This is a genomic window from Actinomadura geliboluensis (assembly GCF_005889745.1).
GTDB lineage: Bacteria > Actinomycetota > Actinomycetes > Streptosporangiales > Streptosporangiaceae > Spirillospora > Spirillospora geliboluensis.
This window is the reverse complement of sequence record NZ_VCKZ01000112.1, coordinates 1-22,242: the sequence shown is the minus strand read 5'-3', so window position 1 is coordinate 22,242 and position 22,242 is coordinate 1. Positions and strand designations below refer to the sequence as shown.

20 protein-coding genes and 1 pseudogene are annotated in these 22,242 nt (G+C 73.5%); 11 read left to right on the top strand and 10 right to left on the bottom strand.

Translation table 11 applies throughout. The features are described 5' to 3' along the window. Window positions 1-117 precede the first annotated feature (117 nt). Window positions 118-1,554: a GuaB1 family IMP dehydrogenase-related protein gene (locus ETD96_RS17230; RefSeq protein ID WP_205719318.1), complete on the bottom strand. Its 1,437-nt coding sequence runs from the start codon at window positions 1,552-1,554 to the stop codon at window positions 118-120. Window positions 1,555-2,206: 652 nt separating this feature from the next. Here ETD96_RS17230 and ETD96_RS17225 point away from each other — a divergent pair. Beyond that, window positions 2,207-3,121 (top strand): Lrp/AsnC family transcriptional regulator, encoded by a 915-nt coding sequence (locus ETD96_RS17225; RefSeq protein WP_138637476.1) that lies wholly within the window; start codon window positions 2,207-2,209, stop codon window positions 3,119-3,121. Between the two features lie 57 nt (window positions 3,122-3,178). Here the strand turns inward: ETD96_RS17225 and ETD96_RS17220 are convergent, their stop codons facing one another. The 5 genes from ETD96_RS17220 to ETD96_RS17200 all read right to left on the bottom strand — a co-directional run bounded on the left by ETD96_RS17220 (window position 3,179) and on the right by ETD96_RS17200 (window position 8,667). After that, on the bottom strand, window positions 3,179-4,771 hold the full coding sequence (locus ETD96_RS17220; protein WP_240807758.1) for a Na+/H+ antiporter: 1,593 nt from the start codon (window positions 4,769-4,771) through the stop codon (window positions 3,179-3,181). A gap of 56 nt (window positions 4,772-4,827) precedes the next feature. After that, window positions 4,828-5,703 (bottom strand): LysR family transcriptional regulator, encoded by an 876-nt coding sequence (locus ETD96_RS17215; protein WP_138637474.1) that lies wholly within the window; start codon window positions 5,701-5,703, stop codon window positions 4,828-4,830. A 72-nt stretch (window positions 5,704-5,775) separates the two neighbouring features. Next, window positions 5,776-7,338 (bottom strand): MFS transporter, encoded by a 1,563-nt coding sequence (locus ETD96_RS17210; protein ID WP_138637473.1) that lies wholly within the window; start codon window positions 7,336-7,338, stop codon window positions 5,776-5,778. After that, the gene (locus ETD96_RS17205; RefSeq protein WP_240807757.1) at window positions 7,338-7,565 is read right to left on the bottom strand and encodes a UBP-type zinc finger domain-containing protein; all 228 of its coding nucleotides are present in this window, start codon (window positions 7,563-7,565) and stop codon (window positions 7,338-7,340) included. Before ETD96_RS17205 ends, ETD96_RS17210 begins: the two co-directional genes overlap by 1 nt. Before the next feature lie 67 nt (window positions 7,566-7,632). Further along, window positions 7,633-8,667, bottom strand: coding sequence for a GDP-mannose 4,6-dehydratase (locus ETD96_RS17200; protein WP_138637479.1), 1,035 nt, complete (start codon window positions 8,665-8,667; stop codon window positions 7,633-7,635). 179 nt (window positions 8,668-8,846) lie between these two features. Between ETD96_RS17200 and folP the strand changes: the two genes are divergently transcribed. Beyond that, window positions 8,847-9,707 carry a dihydropteroate synthase gene (gene folP / locus ETD96_RS17195; protein WP_138637471.1) on the top strand — a complete coding sequence of 287 codons (861 nt, stop codon included), beginning with the start codon at window positions 8,847-8,849 and terminating at the stop codon, window positions 9,705-9,707. Between the two features lie 40 nt (window positions 9,708-9,747). Here the strand turns inward: folP and ETD96_RS17190 are convergent, their stop codons facing one another. Together ETD96_RS17190 and ETD96_RS17185 are read right to left on the bottom strand one after the other, a co-directional pair. Then, the gene (locus ETD96_RS17190) at window positions 9,748-10,305 is read right to left on the bottom strand and encodes a CGNR zinc finger domain-containing protein (RefSeq protein ID WP_138637470.1); all 558 of its coding nucleotides are present in this window, start codon (window positions 10,303-10,305) and stop codon (window positions 9,748-9,750) included. Between the two features lie 82 nt (window positions 10,306-10,387). Continuing rightward, on the bottom strand, window positions 10,388-10,591 hold the full coding sequence (locus ETD96_RS17185) for a hypothetical protein (RefSeq protein ID WP_138637469.1): 204 nt from the start codon (window positions 10,589-10,591) through the stop codon (window positions 10,388-10,390). Here ETD96_RS17185 and ETD96_RS48130 point away from each other — a divergent pair. After that, window positions 10,502-10,909, top strand: a pseudogene (locus ETD96_RS48130) (cation:proton antiporter domain-containing protein); the annotation flags it as partial. The gene ETD96_RS17185 and the pseudogene ETD96_RS48130 sit on opposite strands and share 90 nt — an antisense overlap. A 282-nt stretch (window positions 10,910-11,191) precedes the next feature. Here the strand turns inward: ETD96_RS48130 and ETD96_RS17175 are convergent. Then, window positions 11,192-11,764, bottom strand: coding sequence for a hypothetical protein (locus tag ETD96_RS17175; protein ID WP_138637468.1), 573 nt, complete (start codon window positions 11,762-11,764; stop codon window positions 11,192-11,194). A gap of 297 nt (window positions 11,765-12,061) precedes the next feature. After that, window positions 12,062-13,399 (bottom strand): pyridoxal phosphate-dependent aminotransferase, encoded by a 1,338-nt coding sequence (locus tag ETD96_RS17170; protein WP_138637467.1) that lies wholly within the window; start codon window positions 13,397-13,399, stop codon window positions 12,062-12,064. Window positions 13,400-13,542: 143 nt separating this feature from the next. Between ETD96_RS17170 and ETD96_RS17165 the strand changes: the two genes are divergently transcribed. The 8 genes from ETD96_RS17165 to ETD96_RS45920 all read left to right on the top strand — a co-directional run bounded on the left by ETD96_RS17165 (window position 13,543) and on the right by ETD96_RS45920 (window position 22,189). Further along, on the top strand, window positions 13,543-14,466 hold the full coding sequence (locus ETD96_RS17165; protein ID WP_138637466.1) for a LysR family transcriptional regulator: 924 nt from the start codon (window positions 13,543-13,545) through the stop codon (window positions 14,464-14,466). 183 nt (window positions 14,467-14,649) lie between these two features. After that, on the top strand, window positions 14,650-15,375 hold the full coding sequence (locus ETD96_RS17160; RefSeq protein ID WP_240807755.1) for a VC0807 family protein: 726 nt from the start codon (window positions 14,650-14,652) through the stop codon (window positions 15,373-15,375). A 107-nt stretch (window positions 15,376-15,482) separates the two neighbouring features. Beyond that, the gene (locus ETD96_RS17155; RefSeq protein WP_138637465.1) at window positions 15,483-16,652 is read left to right on the top strand and encodes a L,D-transpeptidase; all 1,170 of its coding nucleotides are present in this window, start codon (window positions 15,483-15,485) and stop codon (window positions 16,650-16,652) included. Between the two features lie 241 nt (window positions 16,653-16,893). Then, complete coding sequence (locus ETD96_RS17145) at window positions 16,894-18,027, top strand: L,D-transpeptidase (RefSeq protein WP_240807754.1); 1,134 nt, start codon at window positions 16,894-16,896, stop codon at window positions 18,025-18,027. Between the two features lie 127 nt (window positions 18,028-18,154). Then, window positions 18,155-19,450 carry a glycosyltransferase family 4 protein gene (locus tag ETD96_RS17140; RefSeq protein WP_138637463.1) on the top strand — a complete coding sequence of 432 codons (1,296 nt, stop codon included), beginning with the start codon at window positions 18,155-18,157 and terminating at the stop codon, window positions 19,448-19,450. 37 nt (window positions 19,451-19,487) lie between these two features. Continuing rightward, window positions 19,488-21,206 carry a GAF domain-containing sensor histidine kinase gene (locus ETD96_RS17135; RefSeq protein WP_240807752.1) on the top strand — a complete coding sequence of 573 codons (1,719 nt, stop codon included), beginning with the start codon at window positions 19,488-19,490 and terminating at the stop codon, window positions 21,204-21,206. Window positions 21,207-21,314: 108 nt separating this feature from the next. Beyond that, window positions 21,315-21,710 (top strand): IS5 family transposase, encoded by a 396-nt coding sequence (locus ETD96_RS45925; protein WP_205719317.1) that lies wholly within the window; start codon window positions 21,315-21,317, stop codon window positions 21,708-21,710. Then, window positions 21,707-22,189, top strand: a complete 483-nt coding sequence (locus ETD96_RS45920) for a transposase (protein ID WP_205719316.1) — start codon at window positions 21,707-21,709, stop codon at window positions 22,187-22,189. The genes ETD96_RS45925 and ETD96_RS45920 overlap by 4 nt, the downstream gene beginning before the upstream one ends. Window positions 22,190-22,242: the final 53 nt, after the last annotated feature.

The window sequence follows — 22,242 nt, the reverse complement described above, 5'->3', positions numbered from 1 at the left end:
TTCGGGGACGAAGACCCCCTTCTCCGCCCCACTGCTAAAAGCGTGCAGGTCAGAGCGGGGAAAGATCAGCGGCGAAGGCGGCGTGTCGCGAAAGCCACGCTGATCATGGGGAAGCCTTCACCAACTGCTGGACAGCGGCATGCCTTCGACGAAGCCCGACGACCCCTGGACCCCGACGGTCGCCCGCTCGTGGAACTCCTCCAGCGTCCGGGCGCCCGCGTAGGTGCACGAGCTGCGCAGGCCCGCCACGATCGAGTCGATGAGGTCCTCCACGCCGGGGCGCTGCGGGTCGAGGAACATCCGCGACGTGGAGATGCCCTCCTCGAACAGCGCCTTGCGGGCCCGGTCGAACGGCGAGTCCTCGGCGGTGCGCAGCCGCACCGCCCGCGCGGACGCCATCCCGAAGCTCTCCTTGTACGGCCGCCCGTCCGCGGTCCGCTGCAGGTCGCCCGGCGACTCGTAGGTGCCGGCGAACCAGGACCCGACCATCACGTTCGCCGCGCCGGCCGCGAGCGCCAGCGCCACGTCGCGGGGGTGGCGGACGCCGCCGTCCGCCCACACGTGCCGCCCGAGCCGCCGCGCCTCGGCGGCGCACTCCAGGACGGCGGAGAACTGCGGCCGCCCGACCCCGGTCATCATCCGGGTCGTGCACATCGCGCCGGGCCCCACGCCGACCTTGACGATGTCGGCGCCGGCCTCGATCAGGTCGCGGGTGCCCTCGGCCGTCACCACGTTCCCGGCCACCACCGGGACGGCGGGGTCGAGCGCCCGGACGGCGGCCAGAGCATTGATCATCTTGTCCTGGTGGCCGTGCGCGGTGTCGACGACGATCAGGTCGGCGCCCGCCTCCAGCAGCGCCTTCGCCTTGCCCGCAACGTCGCCGTTCACGCCCACGGCCGCGCCGATGCGCAGGCGCCCGGCGCCGTCCACGGCGGGCTTGTAGAGCGTGGCGCGCAGCGCGCCTGTGCGGGTGAGGACGCCCGCGAGCCGCCCGGAGGCGTCCACGACCGGCGCGAGGCGGTGCCCGCGCTCGTGCAGCCGGTCGAACGCCTCGCGCGGGTCGACGCCGTCCGGCACCGTGACCAGGTCGCGGGACATGATGTCGCGCAGCTGCGCGAACCGGTCGACGCCCTGGCAGTCGGCCTCGGTGACGACGCCGACGGGACGGTCGTCCTCGACGACGATCACGGCGTTGTGGGCGCGCTTGGGCAGCAGCGCGAGCGCGTCCCCGGCCGTGCTGGAGGGGCCGAGCCGGATCGCGGTGTCGACGACCAGGTCGCGCGCCTTGACCCAGCCGATCACCTCCGCGACGACCTCCACCGGGATGTCCTGCGGGAGGACCGCGACGGCGCCGCGCCGCGCGACGGTCTCGGCCATCCGGCGGCCCGAGACCGCCGTCATGTTGGCCACCACGAGCGGGATCGTCGTCCCGCTCCCGTCCACGGTGGACAGGTCGACCTCCAGGCGGGACCCGACCGACGAGCGGCGCGGGACCATGAAGACGTCGTTATAGGTGAGGTCGTGAGCGGAATGCTCACCGTTCAGCAGGCGCACGGCTGTACTACACACCAATCGCGGGTCAGGGTGGCTGGGCCACCGTACATTGTCGGCCATACCCGGCCGTGCTCCGGACACGCCGCGCACCGCCCCCTTCCGGCAAGCTGATCGAAGCGAACTGCGCGACGTGGTGAAAACGGTGCAACGTGAGGCTTGGCTCTCTGTAAAGTTACCTCTTGACGTAACTGCGCCCTCGATGCACTTTTCTTACATGTGCCTCACGCGGACGGCCGAACCGCCGTAGGGGCGTGACAGCAGAACACCGGGAGAGCGCATGCAGGTCACGCACGTGGACCCGGTCAGCCGCGCTCGCCCGCGCCGCGGGCCGCCGTCCTGGCCGCGCGGCGATCGGCGCAGCGAGCCACGCAGTGGTCAACGGCGCGATCAACGGAGCGATCCTTGCCACCGTGCGCGCCCGCCGCCGCTTCCCGCCGCGCCCGGTGCGCGTTGTGAGCCAGCCGCGTTGTGCTTTCGGACGGGATTATCCGGCGCTGGAAACGGCGCCGCGCGCAACCCGCCGCAGACGCTTCGACGGCCGCCGGGCATGGCGAACACGGGCAAGATCAATATTTGACGTCCTACCGTCCTGAAATGGAATGATCTTGCAGTTGCCGACAAACCGATTCATGACACGTCGAGGAGGAGAGCCGTGCTGGATGCGGTCGACGCCGTGCTCGTCCGCGAGCTCCAGCGGGATGGCAGGGCGACGTTCCAGGCGCTCGCCGATCGCGTCGGGCTTTCCCGCACGGCCGTGCGGGCACGGGTGCAGCACCTTCTCGAAACGCAGGTCGTCCGCGTCGTGGGCATCGTGCACGCGGCCGTGGTCGGCGCGGAGGCGATCGGGCACGTCTCGGTCACCGTGGACGGCTCCGCCCGGGAGGTGGCCGAGGCCGTCGCCGAGCGGCCCGCCGTCTGCTTCGCCGCGCTGACCGCCGGACCGTACGACGCGGTCGCCCAGGTGCGGACGCGCGACGACGCCGCGCTCGCGGCCGAGGTGGACCACATCCGGTCCCTCCCCGGAGTGCGCGCGGCGGAGGTGTTCCGGTCGGTGTCCACCGTGCGCGACAAGCACTCGGTGGTGCGCGAGCTCGGCGAGGTCACCCTCGACGACATCGACTGGCGGCTCCTGCACGAGCTGCAGCGGGACGGGCGGGCCCCCTACACCCGGCTCGCGCACGTCATAGGGCTGTCGCAGGCCGCCACCCGGGCCCGGGTGGTCCGGCTCATGCGCACCGGCGTCATCCAGGTCACCGGGCTGGCCGACCCGCTCGCCCTCGGCGCCGCCGAGCTCGGCGGCTTCGGCCTGGTGGTGAGCGGCGGGCTGCGGAAGGTCGCGGACGCGGTCGCCGCCCAGGACGGCGTCCGCTACCTGGCGACCGGCTTCGGCCGGTACGACATCGTCGGGCAGGCCGAGGCGGCGTCCCGCCGCGAGCTGGTGGCCGTGCTCGACGCCGTCCGCTCGGTGCCCGGCGCGACGGTGCGGGAGTCCTGGCACCACCTGGACGTGGTGAAGGAGTCCTACGCCGTCGAGCTGCCCGAGCAGCCCCTCAACGGGTCGTCCTGACCGGAGCCCCGGCCGCGGTGCCCGCCGCGGCCGGGGCGACGGCCCCGCGCCGGCCGCTCAGTCGCGGTCGAGCGCGACCTCCTCCAGGTCGAGCTCGTGCATGACGCGGGTCAGCACCGCGTCGTCGATGCGCCGCTCGTCCCGCATCCGGACGAACACCTCGCGCTCGGCCGCCAGCATCTCCCGCCGCAGCCGCCGGTACGTCGCCGTCGGCACCTCCTCGCCCGCGGGGCCCGTCCCGCCGCCGAGCCGCTCCCAGGCGCGCAGCTGCCGGTGCTCGGCGAGCTGCCGGAGCTGCTCCACCACCGCCGCGTCCAGCGCCTCGGCGGCGTTCAGCTCCTCCAGCCGCTCCAGCGCCGCCCGCGCCGCCGCGTGCTGGGCCCCGGCCTCCGCGACGGTGTCGGTGTAGCGCTCGCGGTCCCCGCCGATGCGCAGCACCCGGATGAGCGCCGGGAACGTGAGCCCCTGCACGAGCAGTGTCCCGAGGACGGTCGTGAACGTCAGGAACAGGATCAGGTCGCGGCCCGGGAACGGCTCGCCGGACGCGGTGAACGGGATCGCGAACGCCGCCGCGAGCGACACCACCCCGCGCATCCCGGCCCACGACACCACCGTGAGGCCACGCCAGCCCGGGTCCTCGCTCTCCCGCTCCCGCCGCGACAGCAGCCGGGGGAGCCGGGAGGCGGGGAACACCCACACGAAGCGGGCCGCGACGGTGACCGCGAAGACCGCGACCGCCCACCAGGCCAGCTGCTGCCAGCTCCGGTCCGACAGGCCGTGCACGACCGGCGGCAGTTGCAGCCCGATGAGCAGGAAGACCACCGACTCCAGCAGGAAGACCATGACCTTCCAGAACGAGCGGCCGATCAGCCGGGTCACCGCCGCCGACTCGGTGGCCCGGTGGCCGAGGTACAGGCCGCTGACGACCACCGCGATCACCCCGGAGGCGTGCACGGTCTCGGCGAGCAGGTAGGCGGCGAACGGCGCCACGAGCGCGATGCCGTTCTCCACGAGCGGGTCCTTCAGCCGGGTCCGCAGCCAGTGCAGCGGCGGGCCGAGCAGCAGCCCGACCGCCGCGCCGACGGCCGCGGCGAACAGGAACCGCCCGACGCCCTCCATCAGCGTGAACCCGGCGCCGGTCGCCGCGATCAGCGCCACCCGGAACGCCGTCAGCGCCGTCGCGTCGTTGAACAGGCTCTCGCCGACCAGCACCGTCGTCGTCCGGCGGGGCAGGCCGAGGCGCTGCGCGACGCTCACCGCCGCGACCGCGTCCGGCGGCGCCACGATCGCGCCGAGCACGAACGCCGCCGGGAGCGGCAGCCCGGGGACGAGCAGGTGCGCCGCGTAGCCCACGGCGAACACGGTGAACAGCACCAGGCCCACCGACAGCAGCCCGATCGACCAGACGTTGTCGCGCAGGTTGCTGAAGGAGCTCTGCCAGGCCGCCGCGAACAGCAGCGGCGGCAGGAACACGTACAGCACGAACTCCGGGTCGAGCTCGAACTCGGGGACCCCGGGGACGAACGAGAACCCCAGGCCCGCGATCACTAGGATCAGCGGGGCGGGCAGCCCGGCGCGCCGCGCCCCGGCGGCCACCGCCAGGGCCCCGACCGGGATGGCCAGCAGCCAGAGTGCGTGCGTCGTCTCCACCCGCCAGATCATGGCATGTCCGGCGTCCCGCGCTCGGCCGGGGACGCCGCCGCCGGTCAGCGGTGCGCGTCGCGGCCGGTCTCCTTGGCGAAGGCGAGGAAGTCGCGCGCCGTGGGCGGCAGCCGGCGGTGCGCGTGGACGAGCCCGATCATGCGGGTGATCGGCGGCATGAACGAGCGGACCGCCACCCCCTCGGTGTCGTCGAGCTGGTTGCGGTACCAGAGCAGGGAGCCCATCCCGGCGCGGACCCAGCCGAGCCACGCGCTCCGCTCGTCGGACTCGACCGCGGCGACCGGGGTCGCGCCGGCGCGGCGCAGCACCGCGTCGATCTCGGCGCGGCGGGGGCCGCCGGCGGCGGGCAGCACGAGCCGCATGCCGTCCAGCGCGGCCGGCGGCACCGGCTCGCGGACCCGCAGCCCGGGCGGCGAGACCAGCACCACCTCGCGCTGCTCGAACGGGTGCGCGGACAGGTCGCCGGGGACGGGCAGGTCGGTGAGCCCGAGGTCGGCGCGGCCCGCGCGCAGCGCCGCCGCGACGGCGTCGCGGTCCGCGCAGCGCACCACCCGGACCCGGACGGCCGGCTGGCGGCGGGCGAAGCCGGGCACGAGCCGGCCGGTCAGCTCCGGCTCCAGCGACGCGGTGACCGCGATGCGCAGCTCCGTGCCGCGCCCGTTGGCCCGGGCGACCGACAGCCCCTCGATCGCCTCGACGGCGCCGAGCGCGATGCGGGCCTGCCGGACGACCTGCTCGCCCTCGGGGGTGAGGACCACGCCGCGGCCGGAGCGGGCGAACAGCTCCACGCCGAGTTCGCGCTCCAGTTCGCGGACCGCCCGCGACAGCGCGGGCTGGGCCACGTAGAGAGCCTGGGCCGCCGACGTCATCGTGCCGTGGTCGGCGGTCGCCACGACATAGCGCAGCTGCCGCAGATTCATGTGCCGACCGTATGCCAACGAACAGCTCCGGTCCCGGACATGCCGGAATCGGCCCGGGGAATCGCCCGCCGGTCAGCTCCGCGTGCCCGGCGGGCCGCCGGCCTCGGCGGCCGGGACGGTGTCCGGCTCCGGCTGCAGCTGCGGGGCGGCGACCGAGCAGTGGCTCCTGCACTCCGGTTCCACCGCCTCCCCCGCCGGGGTGCGCAGCGCGTCGTTCCCGATGGTGAAGAAGCTGAGCACGGCGCCGGCGACGAGGAGCACGGCGCTCGCCGCCATCGCGATCTGGAACCCGTGGGAGAAGTCCGCCGGGTTGTTGTAGGCGTCGCCGGTCAGCCCCGCCAGCGGCGGGATCGCCGCGACCGTCAGCAGCCCGGCGGCCCGCGCCACCGCGTTGTTGACGCCGCTGGCCACCCCCGCGTGCCGGACGTCGGCGGTGGCGAGGACGGTGGCGGTGAGCGGCGCGACCACCGCCGACAGCCCCAGCCCGAACACCACCACGGCGGGCAGCACGTCCCGGACGTAGGAGGTGCCCTCGCCGAGTCGCCCGACGAGCAGCATCCCGACCGCGGCGACCACCAGCCCCGCGGTCATCGGCAGCCGCGGGCCGATCTTCTGGGCGACCGCGCCCGCCCGCGCCGACAGCAGCAGCATCAGCAGGGTCACCGGCAGCAGCGCCGTGCCCGCCGCGATCGGCGAGAACCCGGACACCACCTGGAGGTTCACGACGACGAGGAAGAACATCACGCCCATCCCGCCGTACATGAGGAACGTGACGACGTTGACGGCGGAGAACTGCCGGGAGGAGAACACGCCGAGCGGCAGCATCGGCTGCGGCGCCGCCCGCCGCCGCGCGCCGGGCAGGTGCCGCCCCTTGCCGCGCATCCGCTCGACCAGCACGAACGCGGCGGCGGCCGCGATGCCGAGGACGGCGGCGGTGCCGATCACCGGCGGCGCGGCGTTCCCGCCGGGCGCCTCGGTGAGCGCGTACGTCGTCCCGGCCAGCGCGAGCGCCGCCAGCACGGCGCCGAGCACGTCGAAGCGGCCGTGCGCGTCCGGGTCGACGCTCTCCGGGACGTGCCGCACCGCCACCAGCACCACCACGGCGGACAGCGGCACGTTCAGCAGGAACACCCACCGCCAGCCGGCGGCCTCGACCAGCCAGCCGCCCGCGAACGGCCCGATCGCGCTCGCGACGCCGCCGAGCCCGGACCAGGCGCCGACCGCGCGGGGCCGGTCGTCGGCGGCGAACGACGCCTGGATGATCGCCAGCGAGCCCGGGGTGAGCAGCGCCCCGCCGACGCCCTGCAGCGCCCGCGAGAGGATCAGCGTCTCGATGTTCGGCGCCAGCCCGCACAGCACGGAGGCGATCGCGAACCACACCACGCCGATGAGGAAGACCCGGCGCCGCCCGAACCGGTCGCCCAGCGACCCGCCGAGCAGGATGAAGCCGGCGAGGGTCAGCGTGTAGGCGTTCACCGTCCACTGCAGCCCGGCGATGTCGGCGTGCAGGTCGCGCGCCAGCGCGGGCAGCGCGACGTTCACGACCGTGGAGTCCAGCAGCGCGATGCCCGACCCCAGCACGGTCGCGAGCAGGATCCACCGTCCCGGCCCGCTGCGCAGGGGGACGTCCGGCATCAGACGATCAGTTCATCGGCGAAGCACCAGCGCCAGTCCTCGCCCGGCTCGAACGACCGGACGATCGGGTGCCCCTCCTTGTGGAAGTGCGCGGTCGCGTGCCGCATCGGGGAGGAGTCGCAGCAGCCCACGTGACCGCAGGCGAGGCACAGCCGCAGGTGCACCCACCGAGTGCCCTCCGCCAGGCACTCCTGGCACCCCTGCGGGGTGTTCGGGGACGGATCCACCGCCGGAAGGGACTGCACATGCTCACAAGTGGCCATATATGCATCGTGCCACGCGTGCATCAGATGCTTACCAGTGGTCCGGGCTGAACGGCTCGTCCTCCGGCCGCGCGGACTGCGACAGCAGCCGCAGGTCCGACTCGACCATCATGGTCACCAGGCCCTCGAACGTGACCTCCGGCTCCCAGCCGAGCTGCTCGCGGGCCTTCTTCGGGTCCGCGCACAGCAGGTCGACCTCGGCGGGACGGGTGTACTTGGCGTCCAGGACGACGTGGTCCTCCCAGTTGAGGCCCGCCGTGCGGAACGCGAACTCCACCAGCTCCCGCACCGACTGGGTCTGGCCCGTTCCGATGACGAAGTCCTCCGGGGCGTCCTGCGCGAGCATCAGCCGCATCGCGCGCGCGTAGTCGCCCGCGTAGCCCCAGTCGCGCCGCGCGTCCAGGTTGCCGAGGCGCAGCTCCTTGGCCAGGCCCAGCTTGATGCGGGCCGCGCCCAGCGACACCTTCCGCGTCACGAACTCGGCGCCGCGGCGCGGCGACTCGTGGTTGAACAGGATGCCGCTGACCGCGAACATCCCGTAGGACTCGCGGTAGTTCTGCGTGATGTAGTGCCCGTAGCTCTTCGCGACCCCGTAGGGGCTGCGCGGGTGGAACGGGGTCCGCTCGTTCTGCGGCGTCTCCCGGACCATCCCGAACATCTCCGAGGACGACGCCTGGTAGAAGCGGATCTGCTCGCGGCCCGGCGTGCGGGACGGGCTGATGCCCGACACCACGCGGATGGCCTCCAGCATGCGCAGCACGCCCATCCCGGTGACCTCGGCGGTGAGCTCGGCCTGCTGCCACGACATCGGCACGTAGGAGATCGCGCCCAGGTTGTAGACCTCGTCGGGCTGCACCCGCTCCACCGCCGAGATCAGGCTGCCCTGATCCAGCAGGTCGCCGGTGGTGATCTGCACGTCGCCGATGTGCTTGCGCAGCCGCGACACATGGGGGTTCGCCTGCCCCCGCACCAGGCCCCAGACCTCGTATCCCAGCTCAAGCAGATGCTCGGCCAGATACGAGCCGTCCTGTCCGGTGATGCCGGTGATGAGTGCTCGCCTGGACAGCGGATCCTCCATGGCTGAAATAGGTCCGATGTGGGGCCCACCACGGGTGGAACCCGTAACGAGCGTGATTTATGAGATTACCGACCACGGAGGGGCGATGACGAGGGAGGGCACCGTTTGAACCGAATTCACTTCTGGTTCGCCCGCCGGGCCGCCCGTATGCCACGGTGAGACCCATCATGAGCTCTCCGGACGCGCCGCCGCTGCGGCTGAACGGGCGCGAGGTCGGACCCCGCGCGATCATGGCGGTGGTGAACCGCACGCCCGACTCGTTCTTCGACAGGGGCGCCACCTACGGCTTCGGCGCGGCGCTGGAGGCCGTCGACCGGGCCGTCGCCGAGGGCGCCGACATCGTCGACATCGGCGGTGTGAAGGCCGGGCCCGGCGAGGACGTCGGCGTCGCCGAGGAGCTGCGCCGCGTGGTGGACCTCGTCGCCGCCGTCCGCGAGCGGCACCCCCGCGTGGTGATCAGCGTCGACACCTGGCGCGCCGAGGTCGGCGAGGTGGTCGCCCGCGCCGGCGCCGACCTGCTCAACGACACCTGGGGCGGGCCCGACCCGCGGCTGGCCGAGGTCGCCGCCGCGCACGGCATCGGCCTGGTCTGCGCGCACGCCGGCGCCCTGGAGCCCCGCACCCGCCCGCACCGGGTCGGCTACGACGACGTCGTGGCCGACGTCGTCGCGCACGTGACCGCCGAGGCCGAGCGCGCCGCCGCGCTCGGGGTGCCGCGCGACGCGATCCTCATCGACCCCGCCCACGACTTCGGCAAGAACACCCGCCAGTCGCTGGAGATCACGAGGCGGCTCGGCGAGCTGACCGCCACCGGATGGCCGGTACTGGTCGCGGTGTCCAACAAGGACTTCATCGGTGAGACGCTCGGCCGCCCCGTCGACCGGCGCGGCGTCGGCACCATGGCCGTGCTGGGGGTGTCCGCGCTGCTCGGCGCCCGCGTCTTCCGCGTCCACGACGTCGCCGCCGCCCGCCGCGCCCTGGCAGCGGTCGCCGACCTCGGGACGACCTCCGGACCCCCGGGGGACTGACAGCGCCCTCCGCTTCGCCGGCGCTCCGCTCCGTGCGCCGTCAGTGCGCGGCTTCGCGCTGGCGGGCCCGGTAGGCGGCGACGTGCATGCGGTTGCCGCAGGTGCGGCTGTCGCAGTAGCGGCGGCAGCGGTTGCGGGACAGGTCGACGAGCACGCGTGAGCAGTCCGGCGCCTCGCAGGTGCGCAGCCGGTCCAGCTCGCCCGCCGCCACGACGTACGCCAGCGCCATGCCGCAGTCGGCGGCCAGGTGCTCGCCGAGCGGGGCGCCCGGCGCGAAGAAGTGCACGTGCCAGTCGTAGCCGTCGTGGTCGGTCAGGTGCGGGGTGGTGCGGACCTCGCCGACGATCTCGTTGATCAGCCGGACGGCGGCCGGGACGCCGCCGGCGCGGAACACCTCGTGGAACCGCGCGCGCAGGTCCAGCACGCGGACCAGGTCGGCCTCGGTGAGCTGGTCCACGTCGCTGAAGGAGTTGCGGTCCACGAACGCGCGCAGGCCGGGCAGCCCGCCGAGCTCCTCGGCGCCGGACGTCGCCGCGCCGGTGTTGATCAGGTCGACGACGACGGCGAGCGCGTGCTCGGTGTCATGAGTGAAGATCACGATGACTCCAGTCTCGGGGGACCGGGGCGGTCGTGCTCCCGGCGCCCTCGCCGGGGCCGGAACGCGGCCCGTGGCCCCCACCCTATGACGCCGGCCGCGCCCGCAGGGGTCCGCCCCGGCGCACCGCGCGGGCGCGCCCGGTGGCCCGATCCGGCCGGAACGTTCCACCCGCGCGATCCTGCTGGTCCTGCTCGGCATGGCCGCCGGGTTCGTGCCCGCGCTGCCCGGCGTGGTCGTCCCGCCCGAGCTGGTCCTGCTCGGCTTCCTGCCGCCGCTGCTCTACCACGCGGCCTTCTTCACCGCGCCGCGCGAGGCCCGCGCCGACGCCGTGCCGATCTTCACGCTGGCGTTCGGGCTCACCACCGTCACGACGGTCGCGGTGGCGGCGACCGTCCACGCGCTCGTGCCGGGCGTCGGCTCGGCCGCCGCGCGGGTGTTCGGCGCGGCGGTGTCGCCGACCGACCCGGTGGCCGCGACCGCGGTGATGCAGCGGCTCGGCGCCCCGCCCCGGATGGTCACGATCCTGGAGGGCGAGAGCCTGATCAACGACGGCGCCGCGCTCACCATCTTCATGCTGGCGGTGGAGGCGCTGGGCGGTGGCTTCACGGCCGACCACGTCGGCGTCTCCGGGGTGCTCGCCACCGTCACCGCCGGGTTCTACATCGGCACGCGCGGGGAGGGCGTGCTGCAGCCGGCGTCGCGGCTGGCCGGCACGACGTTCTGGCGGATCCTGGCGTTCCTGCTGGAGTCGGCGCTGTTCGTCCCTGTACCGCGACGGCCGGATCGGCGCCGGGACGCTCCGCGAGATCGGCCGGGAACTCGACTTCGAGGACCCGACGACCCAGGGGTCACGCCCCTGACCGGCGGCCGCGCCGGGGGCGGCCGGTCAGCGCTCGTAGTGGGGGTCGGCGACGACGGGGTAATAGGCGTCGGTGTGCTGGATGCGCATCGTGACGGCCGTGCCCTCGAGCGTGTAGTCGGCCTTCACCTGGCGGAACATCGAGTCGCTGGCCCACGGGTTGTAGAGGCGGCCCACGGTGGCGCCGTAGCGCAGGTGGACGACGTCGTAGCCGCCGGACGGCATCGACTCCAGGGCCAGCCCGTCGGCGAGGGAGACCGCGAACCGGAACTCCGAGGGGGCGTCGGGGCCGTGGATCACGGTGAGCAGCCGCACCCCGCCGGCGGTGGTCTGCGCGACGATGTCGGTGTCGACGTCCACGCCGACGAAGACCCGCAGGCTGGGGCGCAGCACCTGCGCGACCGTGTCGGCGGCCGTCGCGTCGATGCCGAGGTGGATGCGCTGGCCGTCCCTGGTCGGCACCCAGACCCCGTCACGGGCCCGCTGGCCCCACGCGACGTCGGGGTTCTCCATCTCCTGCGGCTCGTTCTTGCCCCGCGCGACCAGAATCCTGGAGGCGGCGCTCATCGCCGCGGCAGCCCCGTCCCGTGCATGCCTCATGACGGGCCCCCTCGCCTTCTTTCATCACTCACGTGACTTCGCGCTCGTCCTGGGTTTACCACGGGCGAGGCCGGCCGGGCGTCTCCATGCCCTGCCGCTGGTCGATTAGTGACGTTCGCCCCGTGCGTCGTTGGACCTTACACCACGCTTATCCGTGCCGGTCGGACCGGGCGGGGAAGCTTTACACGGCCGTTCCCGGCCGCCGTTTCCCGTGCGGTGACGGTCCGTTTCCGGCCCCTCACACGGCGGACCGCGGACCGCCTTTACGGCGGCCCGCGGCCCTCCTTTTCTCTCGCGTCAGGTGAGCGCCGGCTCACCGGCCGTCACGCTCACCGAAAGATCGGCGAGCACCTCGCCGAGGCGGTCCAGGGCGCTCGCGATCCACGGCAGGGACGTCGGCGCCGGGGACGCCAGCGCCGCGCGGCGCTGCTCGTCGTCCTCCCCGTAGAGCAGGCTCGGCGCCACCCGCATCCGCAGCGCCGCGGGCGCGTCGCCGAACGAGCTGCCGGGCAGGACGCCGACCCCGTACCGGTCCAGCAGCAGGTGCGTGAGGTCGCCGGCCGTGCGGACGCCGTGGTTCTCGTGCAGGACGTCCCGGAGCGGCCCGAAGTCGGGGTAGACGTAGAAGGCGGCCTCCGGGCGCCTGACGAGCGCCCCGGCGGCGGCGAACCGGTCGGCGACCGCGCCCGCGACCGCGGCGTGCAGCCGCCGGCTGCGGTCGACGTGCTCCACCAGCTCGGGCGGCTCGGCGAAGGCGTAGGCGGCGGCGTGCTGCATGGGGGCCGGCGCGCTCGACCAGAGCTCGCTCGCCACCCCGAGCAGGCTGTCGCGCAGCGCGCCGCCGAACGGCCCGTCCGGCAGCCGCGCGACGCCGAGCCGCCAGCCGCCCGCCGCGAGGCTCTTGCTGAGCGCGGTCGTCACCACGGTCCGCTCGGGCGCGTACAGCGCGGGGCTCGGCACCCGCCGCGCCGGGTCGTGCACCAGGTCGCGGTAGATCTCGTCGGAGACGACGACCAGGTCGTGCTCGCGCGCCACCGCGCACAGCCGCCGGACGGTCTCCTCGGACGCCAGCGTCCCGGTCGGGTTGTCGGGCAGCGTCACCACGACGGCCCGGACCTCGCGGCCCCGCGCGCGGGCCCGCACCACGGCGTCGGCCAGCAGCGCCGGGCTCGGCACGCCGCCCTCGCCCGGCGGGGTCGCGACGCGGATCGGCTCGGCGCCCGCCAGCGACGCCTGCGCGGCGTAGCTCACCCAGCTCGGCGCCGCCACCACGACGTCGCCGCCCAGCGAGGTCAGCAGGGCGAACAGCAGCGGCTTGCTGCCGGGCCCGGCGACGACCGCGGCCGGGTCGGTGGGCAGCCCCCGCCGGCTCCAGTAGCCGGCCGCGGCGGCGCGCAGCGCCGCCGACCCGGCGACCGGGCCGTAGGCGCCCCGGTCCGCGGCCGACTCCAGCTCGCGGACCAGGGCGGGATGTATCGGGATCCCGGCCTCCCCGAAGCCGAGGGGGAGCACGCGCTCGCCCTTCCTGCGCTTGCGGGCGATCGCCTCGTTCACCGCGAGCGTCGCCGAGAGCGGGACCGGGCGGGGCGCGAACGACAGCGGCCGGACGGGTGCTGACTGGTTCTGGGCAGGCATCAATGCTCCAAAGGGCATGCGTAAGTGACGGTGGGCAACCGTGGAATCCCCGTGTGTACGGCCCGGCCGGGCTCGACTAACTCTTGCCCGCTGCAAGCATCATTACAAGCGAGTCTCACCGATGGTTACCGTAAGCTGAGCTGATGCTCGAACTGCGCCGCCTGCGGCTGCTCGCCGAATTCGCCCGCCGCGGCAGCATCGCCGCGACCGCGGCCGCCCTCGGCTACACCCCGTCCGCGGTCTCCCAGCAGCTGGCCGCGCTGGAGCGGGAGGCCCGCGTCCCGCTGCTGGACCGGACGGCCCGCAGCGCCGAACTGACCGACGCCGGGCGCCGGCTGGCCGAGCGCGCCGAGGAGATCCTCGGCATGGTCGAGGCGGCCGAGGCGGAGCTGTCGGCGCAGGCCGACGCCCCCTCCGGGCGGATCGTGGTCACGGCGTTCCCGACCGCCGCCGTCGCCTTCGCCCCCGCGCTGGCGCGCAGCCTGGGCGAGCACCCCGGGCTGACGTTCGTGCTGCGGCAGACCGCGCCCGGCGCGGGCATCCGCCAGGTGCAGAGCGGCGAGGTCGACATCGCGCTCATCGACGACTGGACGGGCAAGGTCCCCGACCAGGCGCCCGCCGCGCTGGAGTTCTTCCACCTGCGCCGCGACCCGCTGGTCCTGGTCGTGCCGGAGGCGCACCCGATGTCGGACCCGTCCCGCCCGGTCGACCTGGAGCGGCTCCGCGAGGAGCCCTGGATGGCCGCGCCGCCCGGCGAGCCGTCCCGGCAGGCCGTCGAGCGGCTGCTGGACACCGTCGGCGGCGCCCGCCCGGTGCCGTGGGAGTTCGAGGGGCTGCACACGATCCTCAGCCTGGTGGCGCGGGGCATCGGCATCACCGCGGTGCCCGCGCTGGCCCTCGCCGCCGGGGACCGGGGCGTGGCGGTCCGGCGCATCCCCGAGTGCACGCTCGCCCGCGAGGTCTACGCCGTCACCCGCACCGCGAGCGTGCGCAGGCCGTCGGTGGCGGTGACCCTGCGCGCGATTTACGCCGCCGCCAGGGACGTCCAGCCGTCTCCGCCCGATTAGCGAGGTGAGGGACGCCGAAAGTCGGAAACAAAGCCGGGGCGGCGGTTCGATTCCGGCCGCATGCGGCCGCGGCCCGCACCCCGCGGCGCCGGGGGCCGAACTAAGGAGGGAACAGGCCGCGCGTGCCGGTTCGTTTGAAAACGGACGGACTCGCGCGGATCATCACGTACGGTGGGGCGAATCGTGACCACATCCGAGTCCATGCACGCCGACCGGGGAGCACAGTACTCGATGGAACGAACGGCGACCACGCCGGCGGAGCCCGGCCAGCACGTGTTCGAGCTGCCGCGGGTGACCGCGCTGCTCATGCACGCGCTCCCGCGCTTCGTGGAGGGCGTCATCGCCCCGGTGGCGGTGTTCTACGCCGCGCTCATGCTGCTGGGGCTGAACGGCGCCCTGGTCGCCGCCGTGGCCTGGGTCTACGGCGGGATCATCTACCGCTACGTGCGCGGCCACCCGGTGTCGGGGATGCTGATGCTGGCCGCGGTCGGCGTGACCGTCCGCGCGGGCCTGGCGGCCGCCACGCACAGCGCGGTCATCTACTTCCTGCAGCCCACTCTGGGCACGCTCTGCGTGAGCATGGCGTTCCTGGCCTCGGTGCCGCTCGGCAAGCCGCTCGCCATGAAGCTCGCCAAGGACATGGCGCCGATCCCGGACGCCTTCTACAAGCACGACAGGGTCCACCGGTTCTTCCTGCGGATCTCGCTGCTGTGGTCGGCGGTGCTGCTGGCGAACGTCGGCGTCAGCCTGTGGATGCTGTTCAACCAGTCGATCAGCATGTACCTGTGGATCCGCACCGGAATCGTCGCCGGGCTGGGCGCGATCGGCATCGCCGTGTCGGTGTGGGGCTTCAAGCGCCTCGTCCGGCGCATCAACCGCGAGCCGGCCCCGTCCACGACGGCCGCCTGAACGGCGTTCTCCCGCCGCACGCCCCGAACCTTCGCCGGGTTCGGGGCGTCTCCATATGCAGGTAGATTCACCGGGCACGGGGTGAATCAAGAGCATTTGGGGGATTTGTGGCGATCAAGGGTCGTGTGGGCCTCGGGCTGGCCGGGGGCACGGGCGCGGTGGCGATGCTCGTGAGCGGCTGCGCGATCGGCGGCGAGGGCGCGCTCGCCGCGGGCGGATCCGACACCGCCGTGACGATCACCCCCGCCAACGGGACCGCCGAGGTCAAGCCGGACGGCACCATCGAGGTGAAGGCCTCCGGCGCCGAACTGCGCGACGTCACCGTCCAGGGCGAGGGCGCCGCGATCACCGGGGCGTACGGCGAGGGCCGCAAGACCTGGCGCTCCACCCGGACCCTGACGCCCGGCACGTCCTACACCGTCACCGCGCAGGCGGGCGACGGCGGCAAGGCCCGCACGGTGACCAGCTCGTTCACCACGCTGAAGCCCGCCAAGACGCTGTCGATCGTGGACGTCACCCCGAACCTCAAGGGGGAGAAGGTCGGCGTCGGCATGCCGATCTTCGTCCGGTTCGACCGCGCGGTCACCGACAAGGCCGCCGTCGAGCGGACGCTGCGGGTGACCCCCGAGAAGCCCGTCGAGGGCGCCTGGCGCTGGCTGGCGCCCGACCAGGTCGTCTACCGCACGAAGACCTACTGGCAGCCGCACCAGACGGTCCGCTTCAACGCCGCCCTGGCCGGGGTGAACGCGGGCGGCGGCGTGTACGGGGCCAAGGACTCCCAGGCCGCGATCACGATCGGCGCCAAGCAGGTCACGACCGGCGACATCGGCGAGCACAGCATGACCGTGACGCGGGACGGCGAGAAGCTGCGCACGATCCCGTTCAGCGCCGGCAACGGGCAGACCCGGGAGTACACCACCACCAGCGGCGTCCACCTCCTGATGGAGAAGGGCAACCCCGTCACGATGATCTCGCCCGGCCGGAAGGAGGGCGACCCCGGCTACTACAAGACGGTCGTCAACTACGCGGTCCGCTTCTCCAACAGCGGCGAGTACGTCCACTCGGCGCCGTGGTCGGTCGGGTCGCAGGGGTCGGCGAACGTCAGCCACGGCTGCCTGAACATCAGCCCCGCCAACGCCAAGTGGTACTACGACATCATGCAGCGCGGCGACATCATCAAGCTGACGGGCAGCGACCGCGAGGTCGAGTACGACAACGGCTGGAGCTTCTGGCAGCTGTCCTTCGACAAGTGGCGCGAGGGCAGCGCGCTGCGCTGAGGCCGCGCCCCGCGGCGAGGGCCGCCGCCGTGCAACGCTTTGATCTCGGACACCGGCCAAAACCCCAAGTCGTGGCATGATCCTCGTCTTTTGTCGCTAATGTCGCTGGTGGTAGACGGCGGGGTCACTGGAGGTCGCGGTGCAGCGGAGGGTTTCCGCAGGTGTTCGGGCGGGCGCGGGAATCGCGGGGGTCGTGCTGGTCTTCACGACCGCGTGCAGCGGGGGTGAGAAGGACTCCGGCGTGACGGTCGGGGAGAAGGGGGACGCGAGCGTCCCGCAGGTGACGATCGACCCCGGCAACGGCAACACCAAGGCCAAGCCGGAGGCGGGCGTGGTCGTCACCGCGGTCGGCGGGACGCTGGAGCAGGTCACCGTCACCCTCAAGGGCAGGCCGGTGACCGGCGAGATGGCCGCCGACAAGACCAGCTGGAAGTCGCGGACGCTGCGCCCCGGCGCCAAGTACGAGGTCACCGCGGTCGCCAAGAGCCCGCAGGGCAAGTCGGCCACGGTCAACGCCTCGTTCGCCACCGCCAAGGCCGCGAACCAGCTGGAGATCGTCGACGTCACCCCCGGCAAGAACGAGAAGGTCGGGGTCGGCATGCCGATCCAGGTCGTCTTCAACCGGGCGGTCGCCGACAAGAAGGCCGTGGAGAAGGCCCTGGAGGTCAAGTCCACCAAGCCCGCCACCGGCGCGTGGTACTGGATGAACGACACCACCGTCGTCTTCCGCACGAAGAACGGCACGTACTGGCAGCCGAACCAGAAGGTCGCCCTCAAGGCCCGGCTGGCCGGCGTCAGGTCCGGCAAGCGGACCTACGGCATGACCGACTTCACGCGCACCTTCCGCATCGGCGACTCGCACATCACGCACATCAGCACCAAGAAGAAGAAGGCCATCGTCAAGGAGAACGGGAAGACGGTCCGGTCCTGGCCGATCAGCGCCGGGCGCGGCGGCCGCGTGGTCAACGGCGTCGACACCTTCCTCACCACCAGCGGCATCCACCTGACGATGGGCAAGGAGAATCCGGCGATCATGACGTCGGAGTGGATGGGCGTCGACCCCAAGGACAAGAAGAACGGCGGCTACAAGGAGGTCATCCCGTTCGCGGTGCGGATCTCCAACAGCGGCGAGTACGTCCACTCGATGGCCTCCACGGTGTGGGCGCAGGGCCGGCAGAACGTCAGCCACGGCTGCGTCAACTCCCCGCCCGCCGACGCCCGCTGGTTCTACAACTTCTCCTACCGCGGCGACCCGGTGATCATCACCGGCAGCAAGCGCGGCCTGGACTGGAACAACGGCTGGAGCTACTACGAGATGTCGTGGAGCCGCTGGGTCAAGGGCAGCGCCCTCGACCGCAGCGTCACCACCGGCTGACCGTCCCCGGTCCCCGGCGGCCGACCACCGCCGGGGAAGCCCGGGAAGGGCGTTGACCACCGGTTGGCGTTGACCCGTCCTGGAACGGGCAGAGGGCCGGAAAAGGCCGTCTGCGAACGGGGACGAGGTGAACGAACCGGTACGCCCGCTGCGATTTCGCCGCCGCGTCCGGCGCAGGACGCATCGATTCCTGCGCCGCGCGGCGCTCCTCACACTGCGCCCGCTGCGGTGGCGGCGGCCGCCGCGCCGCGGCGACCGGCTCCGCGTGCGGGTCCTCCTGCAGAACGCGCACGGCACCGGCGGCACGATCCGCACCGTGCTCAACCTGTGCGGCCACCTGGCCCGCGACCACGACGTCGAGATCGTCAGCGCGCTGAAGGGCAATGAGAAGCCGTTCTTCCCGCTGCCCGAGGGCGTCGCGGTCACCTACGCGGACGACCGGTTCGCCCGGCGGAGCCGGCCCGCCCGGCTCCTGGGCCGGCTGCCGAGCCTCCTCGTGCCGGCCGACGAGGCGTCCTTCCGCCACATGACCCTGTGGACGGACGTCCGGCTCCTCCGCATCCTGTACGGCACGCCGGCCGACGTCCTCATCGGGACCCGGCCCTCCCTCGTCCTGCTGGCGGCCGAACTCGCCCCGCGCGGCGTCGCCGTGATCGGGCAGGACCACATGAACCTCGGCTCCTACCAGCCCGCGCTCCACCGGCAGGTCGTGCGCGGGTACCGGCGGCTGACCGTCCTCGCCACGCTCACCGAGGCCGCCCGCGCCGACTACGCGCGGGCGCTCGCCGGGGCCGGCGTCCGCATCGTGCGGATCCCGAACGCCGCGCCCGCACTGCCGGACCCGCCCTCCCGGCGCGAGGACAAGGTCGTGCTCGCCGCCGGGCGGCTCGTCCGGACCAAGGGCTTCGACCTGCTGATGCGCGCCTTCGCGCCGATCGCCGCCGAGCATCCCGACTGGACGCTGCGCATCTTCGGGTCGGGCGCCCGCCGGGACCGGCTGCACGCGATGATCGGCGAGCTCGGCCTGACCGGCCGGGTGGAGCTGCGCCCCCGCACCCCCGACCTGCCCGCCGAGATGCGGCGCGCGTCGGTCTACGCGCTGTCCTCCCGCCGCGAGGGCATGCCGATGGTCGTCATCGAGGCCATGGGGATGGGCCTGCCGGTCGTGGCGTTCGACTGCCCGCACGGGCCCGCCGAGCTGATCACCGACGGAGCGGACGGGCTGCTCGTCGCGAACGGCGACGTCGACGCCCTCACCGCGGCGCTGCGCAAGCTGATCACCGACCCGGCCCTGCGCGACCGCCTCGGCGAGCAGGCGCTGCGGTCGGTGCGCCGCCATGACCTGGACCACATCGGCGCCCGCTGGTCCCGCCTCATCACCGACGCCGCGGCCGGGCGCCCCCGGCCGTTACCGCGGCCCTGAATCCGGCATCCCGGACCCGGCCGGAATACTTGGCGGTGTGAGTGAGGAGTCCCGCTCCGGGGAGGAACGCGCACGGCTCGTCCTGCCGGAGCTGAAGCTGGACGATCTGCTGGCCGAGCTGCAGGCGCGGCTGGACACCGCCCGCGCCACCCGCGACCGGGTGCACGCGCTGCTGGAGGCGGTCGTCTCGATCGGCGGCGAGCTCGACCTGGAGACCGTGCTGCGGCGGATCACCGAGGCCGCCACCGCCCTGGTCGACGCCCGCTACGGCGCCCTCGGCGTCATCGGCGACGACGGCGAGCGGCTCGCCCGGTTCGTCACGGCCGGGGTGAGCGAGGCGGAGACCGAGGCGATCGGGCACTGGCCGCACGGCCGCGGCATCCTCGGGCTGCTGATCCGCGAGCCGCACCCGATCCGGCTGCCCGACCTCGGCGAGCATCCGGACTCCTACGGGTTCCCGCCCAACCACCCGCCGATGAAGACGTTCCTCGGGGTGCCGATCCGCGTCCGCGACGAGGTGTTCGGCAACCTGTACCTGACCGAGAAGGCCGGCGGCGGCGAGTTCGACGCCGAGGACGAGGTCGTGGTGACCGCGCTGGCCACGGCCGCGGGCGTGGCCATCGAGAACGCGCGGCTGTACGAGGAGACGCGGCGCCGCGAGCGGTGGCTGGAGGCGTCCGCCGAGATCTCCACGGCGCTGCTGTCGGGCACCGGCACCGGCGAGGTCATCGACCTCGTCGCCCGGCGCGCCCGGGAGATCGCCGGGGCGCGGCTGAGCGGCGTCGCCCTGGTGGACGAGGCGCGCGGGGAGGCCGTGGTGGAGGCGGTCGACGGCGACGGCGCCCGGCACCTGCTGGGGAAGCGGCTGCCGCTGGAGAGCTCGGTGTCGGGGAAGGTGTTCGCCGAGGGGGCGGCGCTGCGGCTGCCCGACGGCTCGGCGGCGGTCCGGGAGGCGGGCGCGCCGGCGGAGGCGCCGGTCGGGCCGCTGCTGGTGGTGCCGCTCGGCACCGGCGCCGCCGCGCGCGGGACGATCATGGTGATCGACCCGCCGGGCGGCGCGCCGTTCACCGACGCGACCCGGCGGCTGCTGGAGGCGTTCGCCGGGCAGGCCGCGGTCGCGCTGGAGCTGGCCGACCGGCGCCGCGACACCGAGCGGCTGACGCTGCTGGAGGACCGCGACCGGATCGCCAAGGACCTGCACGACACCGTCATCCAGCGGCTGTTCGCCACCGCGATGACGCTGATGTCCGCCGTCAAGATCTCCGAGCGGCCGGAGGTGGCGACGCGGGTGCGGCGGGCGGTGGACGACCTGGACGACACCATCCGGCAGATCCGCTCCACCATCTTCGCGCTGCAGGCGCCGCCCGACGAGGCGTCGCTGCGCAGCCGGACGCACCGGGTGGTCGACGAAGCCGCCGAACGGCTGGGGTTCGCCCCGTCGGTGCGGCTCGCCGGGCTGCTGGACACCGCCGTCGGCGACGCGGTCGGCGAGGACCTCCTCGCCGTCGTCCGGGAGGCGCTGTCGAACGTGGCCCGGCACGCACGCGCCACCGAGGCCGCCGTGGTCGTCGACGTCGGCGACGACCTCACCCTGCGGGTCGAGGACGACGGCGCCGGCATCCCCGAGGGCGGCCGCCGCAGCGGCCTGCGCAACATGCGCGAGCGCGCCGAGGGCCACGGCGGGTCCTTCACCACCCGGGACCGGCCGGGCGGCGGCACCGTCCTCGTCTGGCGCGTCCCGCTCGGGGACGCCTAGAGCCTGTTTTGTAAGTGATCGTGCGGTCTGGCGTGTCGGTGCCCGGGACGCAGTGAGGTCTCCGGTAGGTGGTTCTTCGACCAAGAAGACCAATGTCCCGGAGACCTCGTGGCCACCCTAGCGGTGACGAGGCGGTTCGACCTGACCGACGTGCAGTGGGCGGTGCTGGAGCCGTTGCTGCCGGCCCGCAGGCCGACAGGTCGTCCGCCGAAATGGAGCAAGCGGCAACTCATCGACGGCATCCGGTGGCGGGTGCGGGTCGGTTCCCCGTGGAGGGACGTGCCCGTGCAGTACGGGCCCTGGCAGACGGTGTACGGGCTGTTTCGCCGATGGCAGCGCGATGGCACCTGGGCGCGCGTCCTGGCCGCCCTGCAGACCCGGGCGGACTCGGCGGGGCTGATCACCTGGGAGGTGAACGTGGACTCCACCGTCATGCGGGCGCACCAGCACGCCGCCGGCGCCCGTAAAAGGGGGCTGCGCAGGCCGAGCCGCCCGGAGGGGTGAGCCACGAGCCCGACGATCACGCGCTGGGGCGTTCTCGGGGCGGGTTGTCGACCAAACTGCATCTGGCCTGCGAGCAAGGGCAAAAGCCGTTGTCGCTGGTGATCACCGCCGGGCAGCGCGGGGACGCTCCGCAGTTCGAGGTGGTGATGGCCGGCATCCGCGTGGCCCGTCCCGAGGGCGGCCGTCCCCGGACCCGGCCCGAGCGGGTCCGGGCCGACAAGGCCTATTCCTCCCGCGCGATCCGCACTCATCTGCGTCAGCGCGGCATCGCCGCCACGATCCCGGTGCCCGACGACCAGGCGGGCCACCGGCAGCGGCGCGGCAGCCGCGGTGGCCGTCCGCCCGCCTTCGACCCGGTCGACTACCGCGGCCGCCATGCCGTCGAGTGCGGTATCAACCGGCTCAAAGTGCGACACGAAGTCGCACACGACAAGTGGGAAAGCTACGGAGAAGGGAGATATTTGCTGCCCCCGGATTAGTGTTCGGATCCGTTCCCGCGCTCACATGCGTCGCTGGTAACGGCGGGGTGTGA

Excerpts from the sequence above, each read along its gene's own strand:
- ETD96_RS17215 (WP_138637474.1), bottom strand. The coding sequence starts at position 5,703 with ATGAATCTGCGGCAGCTGCGCTATGTCGTGGCGACCGCCGACCACGGC.
- ETD96_RS17210 (WP_138637473.1), bottom strand. The coding sequence starts at position 7,338 with ATGCCGGACGTCCCCCTGCGCAGCGGGCCGGGACGGTGGATCCTGCTC.
- folP (WP_138637471.1), top strand. The coding sequence starts at position 8,847 with ATGAGCTCTCCGGACGCGCCGCCGCTGCGGCTGAACGGGCGCGAGGTC.
- ETD96_RS17175 (WP_138637468.1), bottom strand. The coding sequence starts at position 11,764 with ATGAGGCATGCACGGGACGGGGCTGCCGCGGCGATGAGCGCCGCCTCC.
- ETD96_RS17170 (WP_138637467.1), bottom strand. The coding sequence starts at position 13,399 with ATGCCTGCCCAGAACCAGTCAGCACCCGTCCGGCCGCTGTCGTTCGCG.
- ETD96_RS17165 (WP_138637466.1), top strand. The coding sequence starts at position 13,543 with ATGCTCGAACTGCGCCGCCTGCGGCTGCTCGCCGAATTCGCCCGCCGC.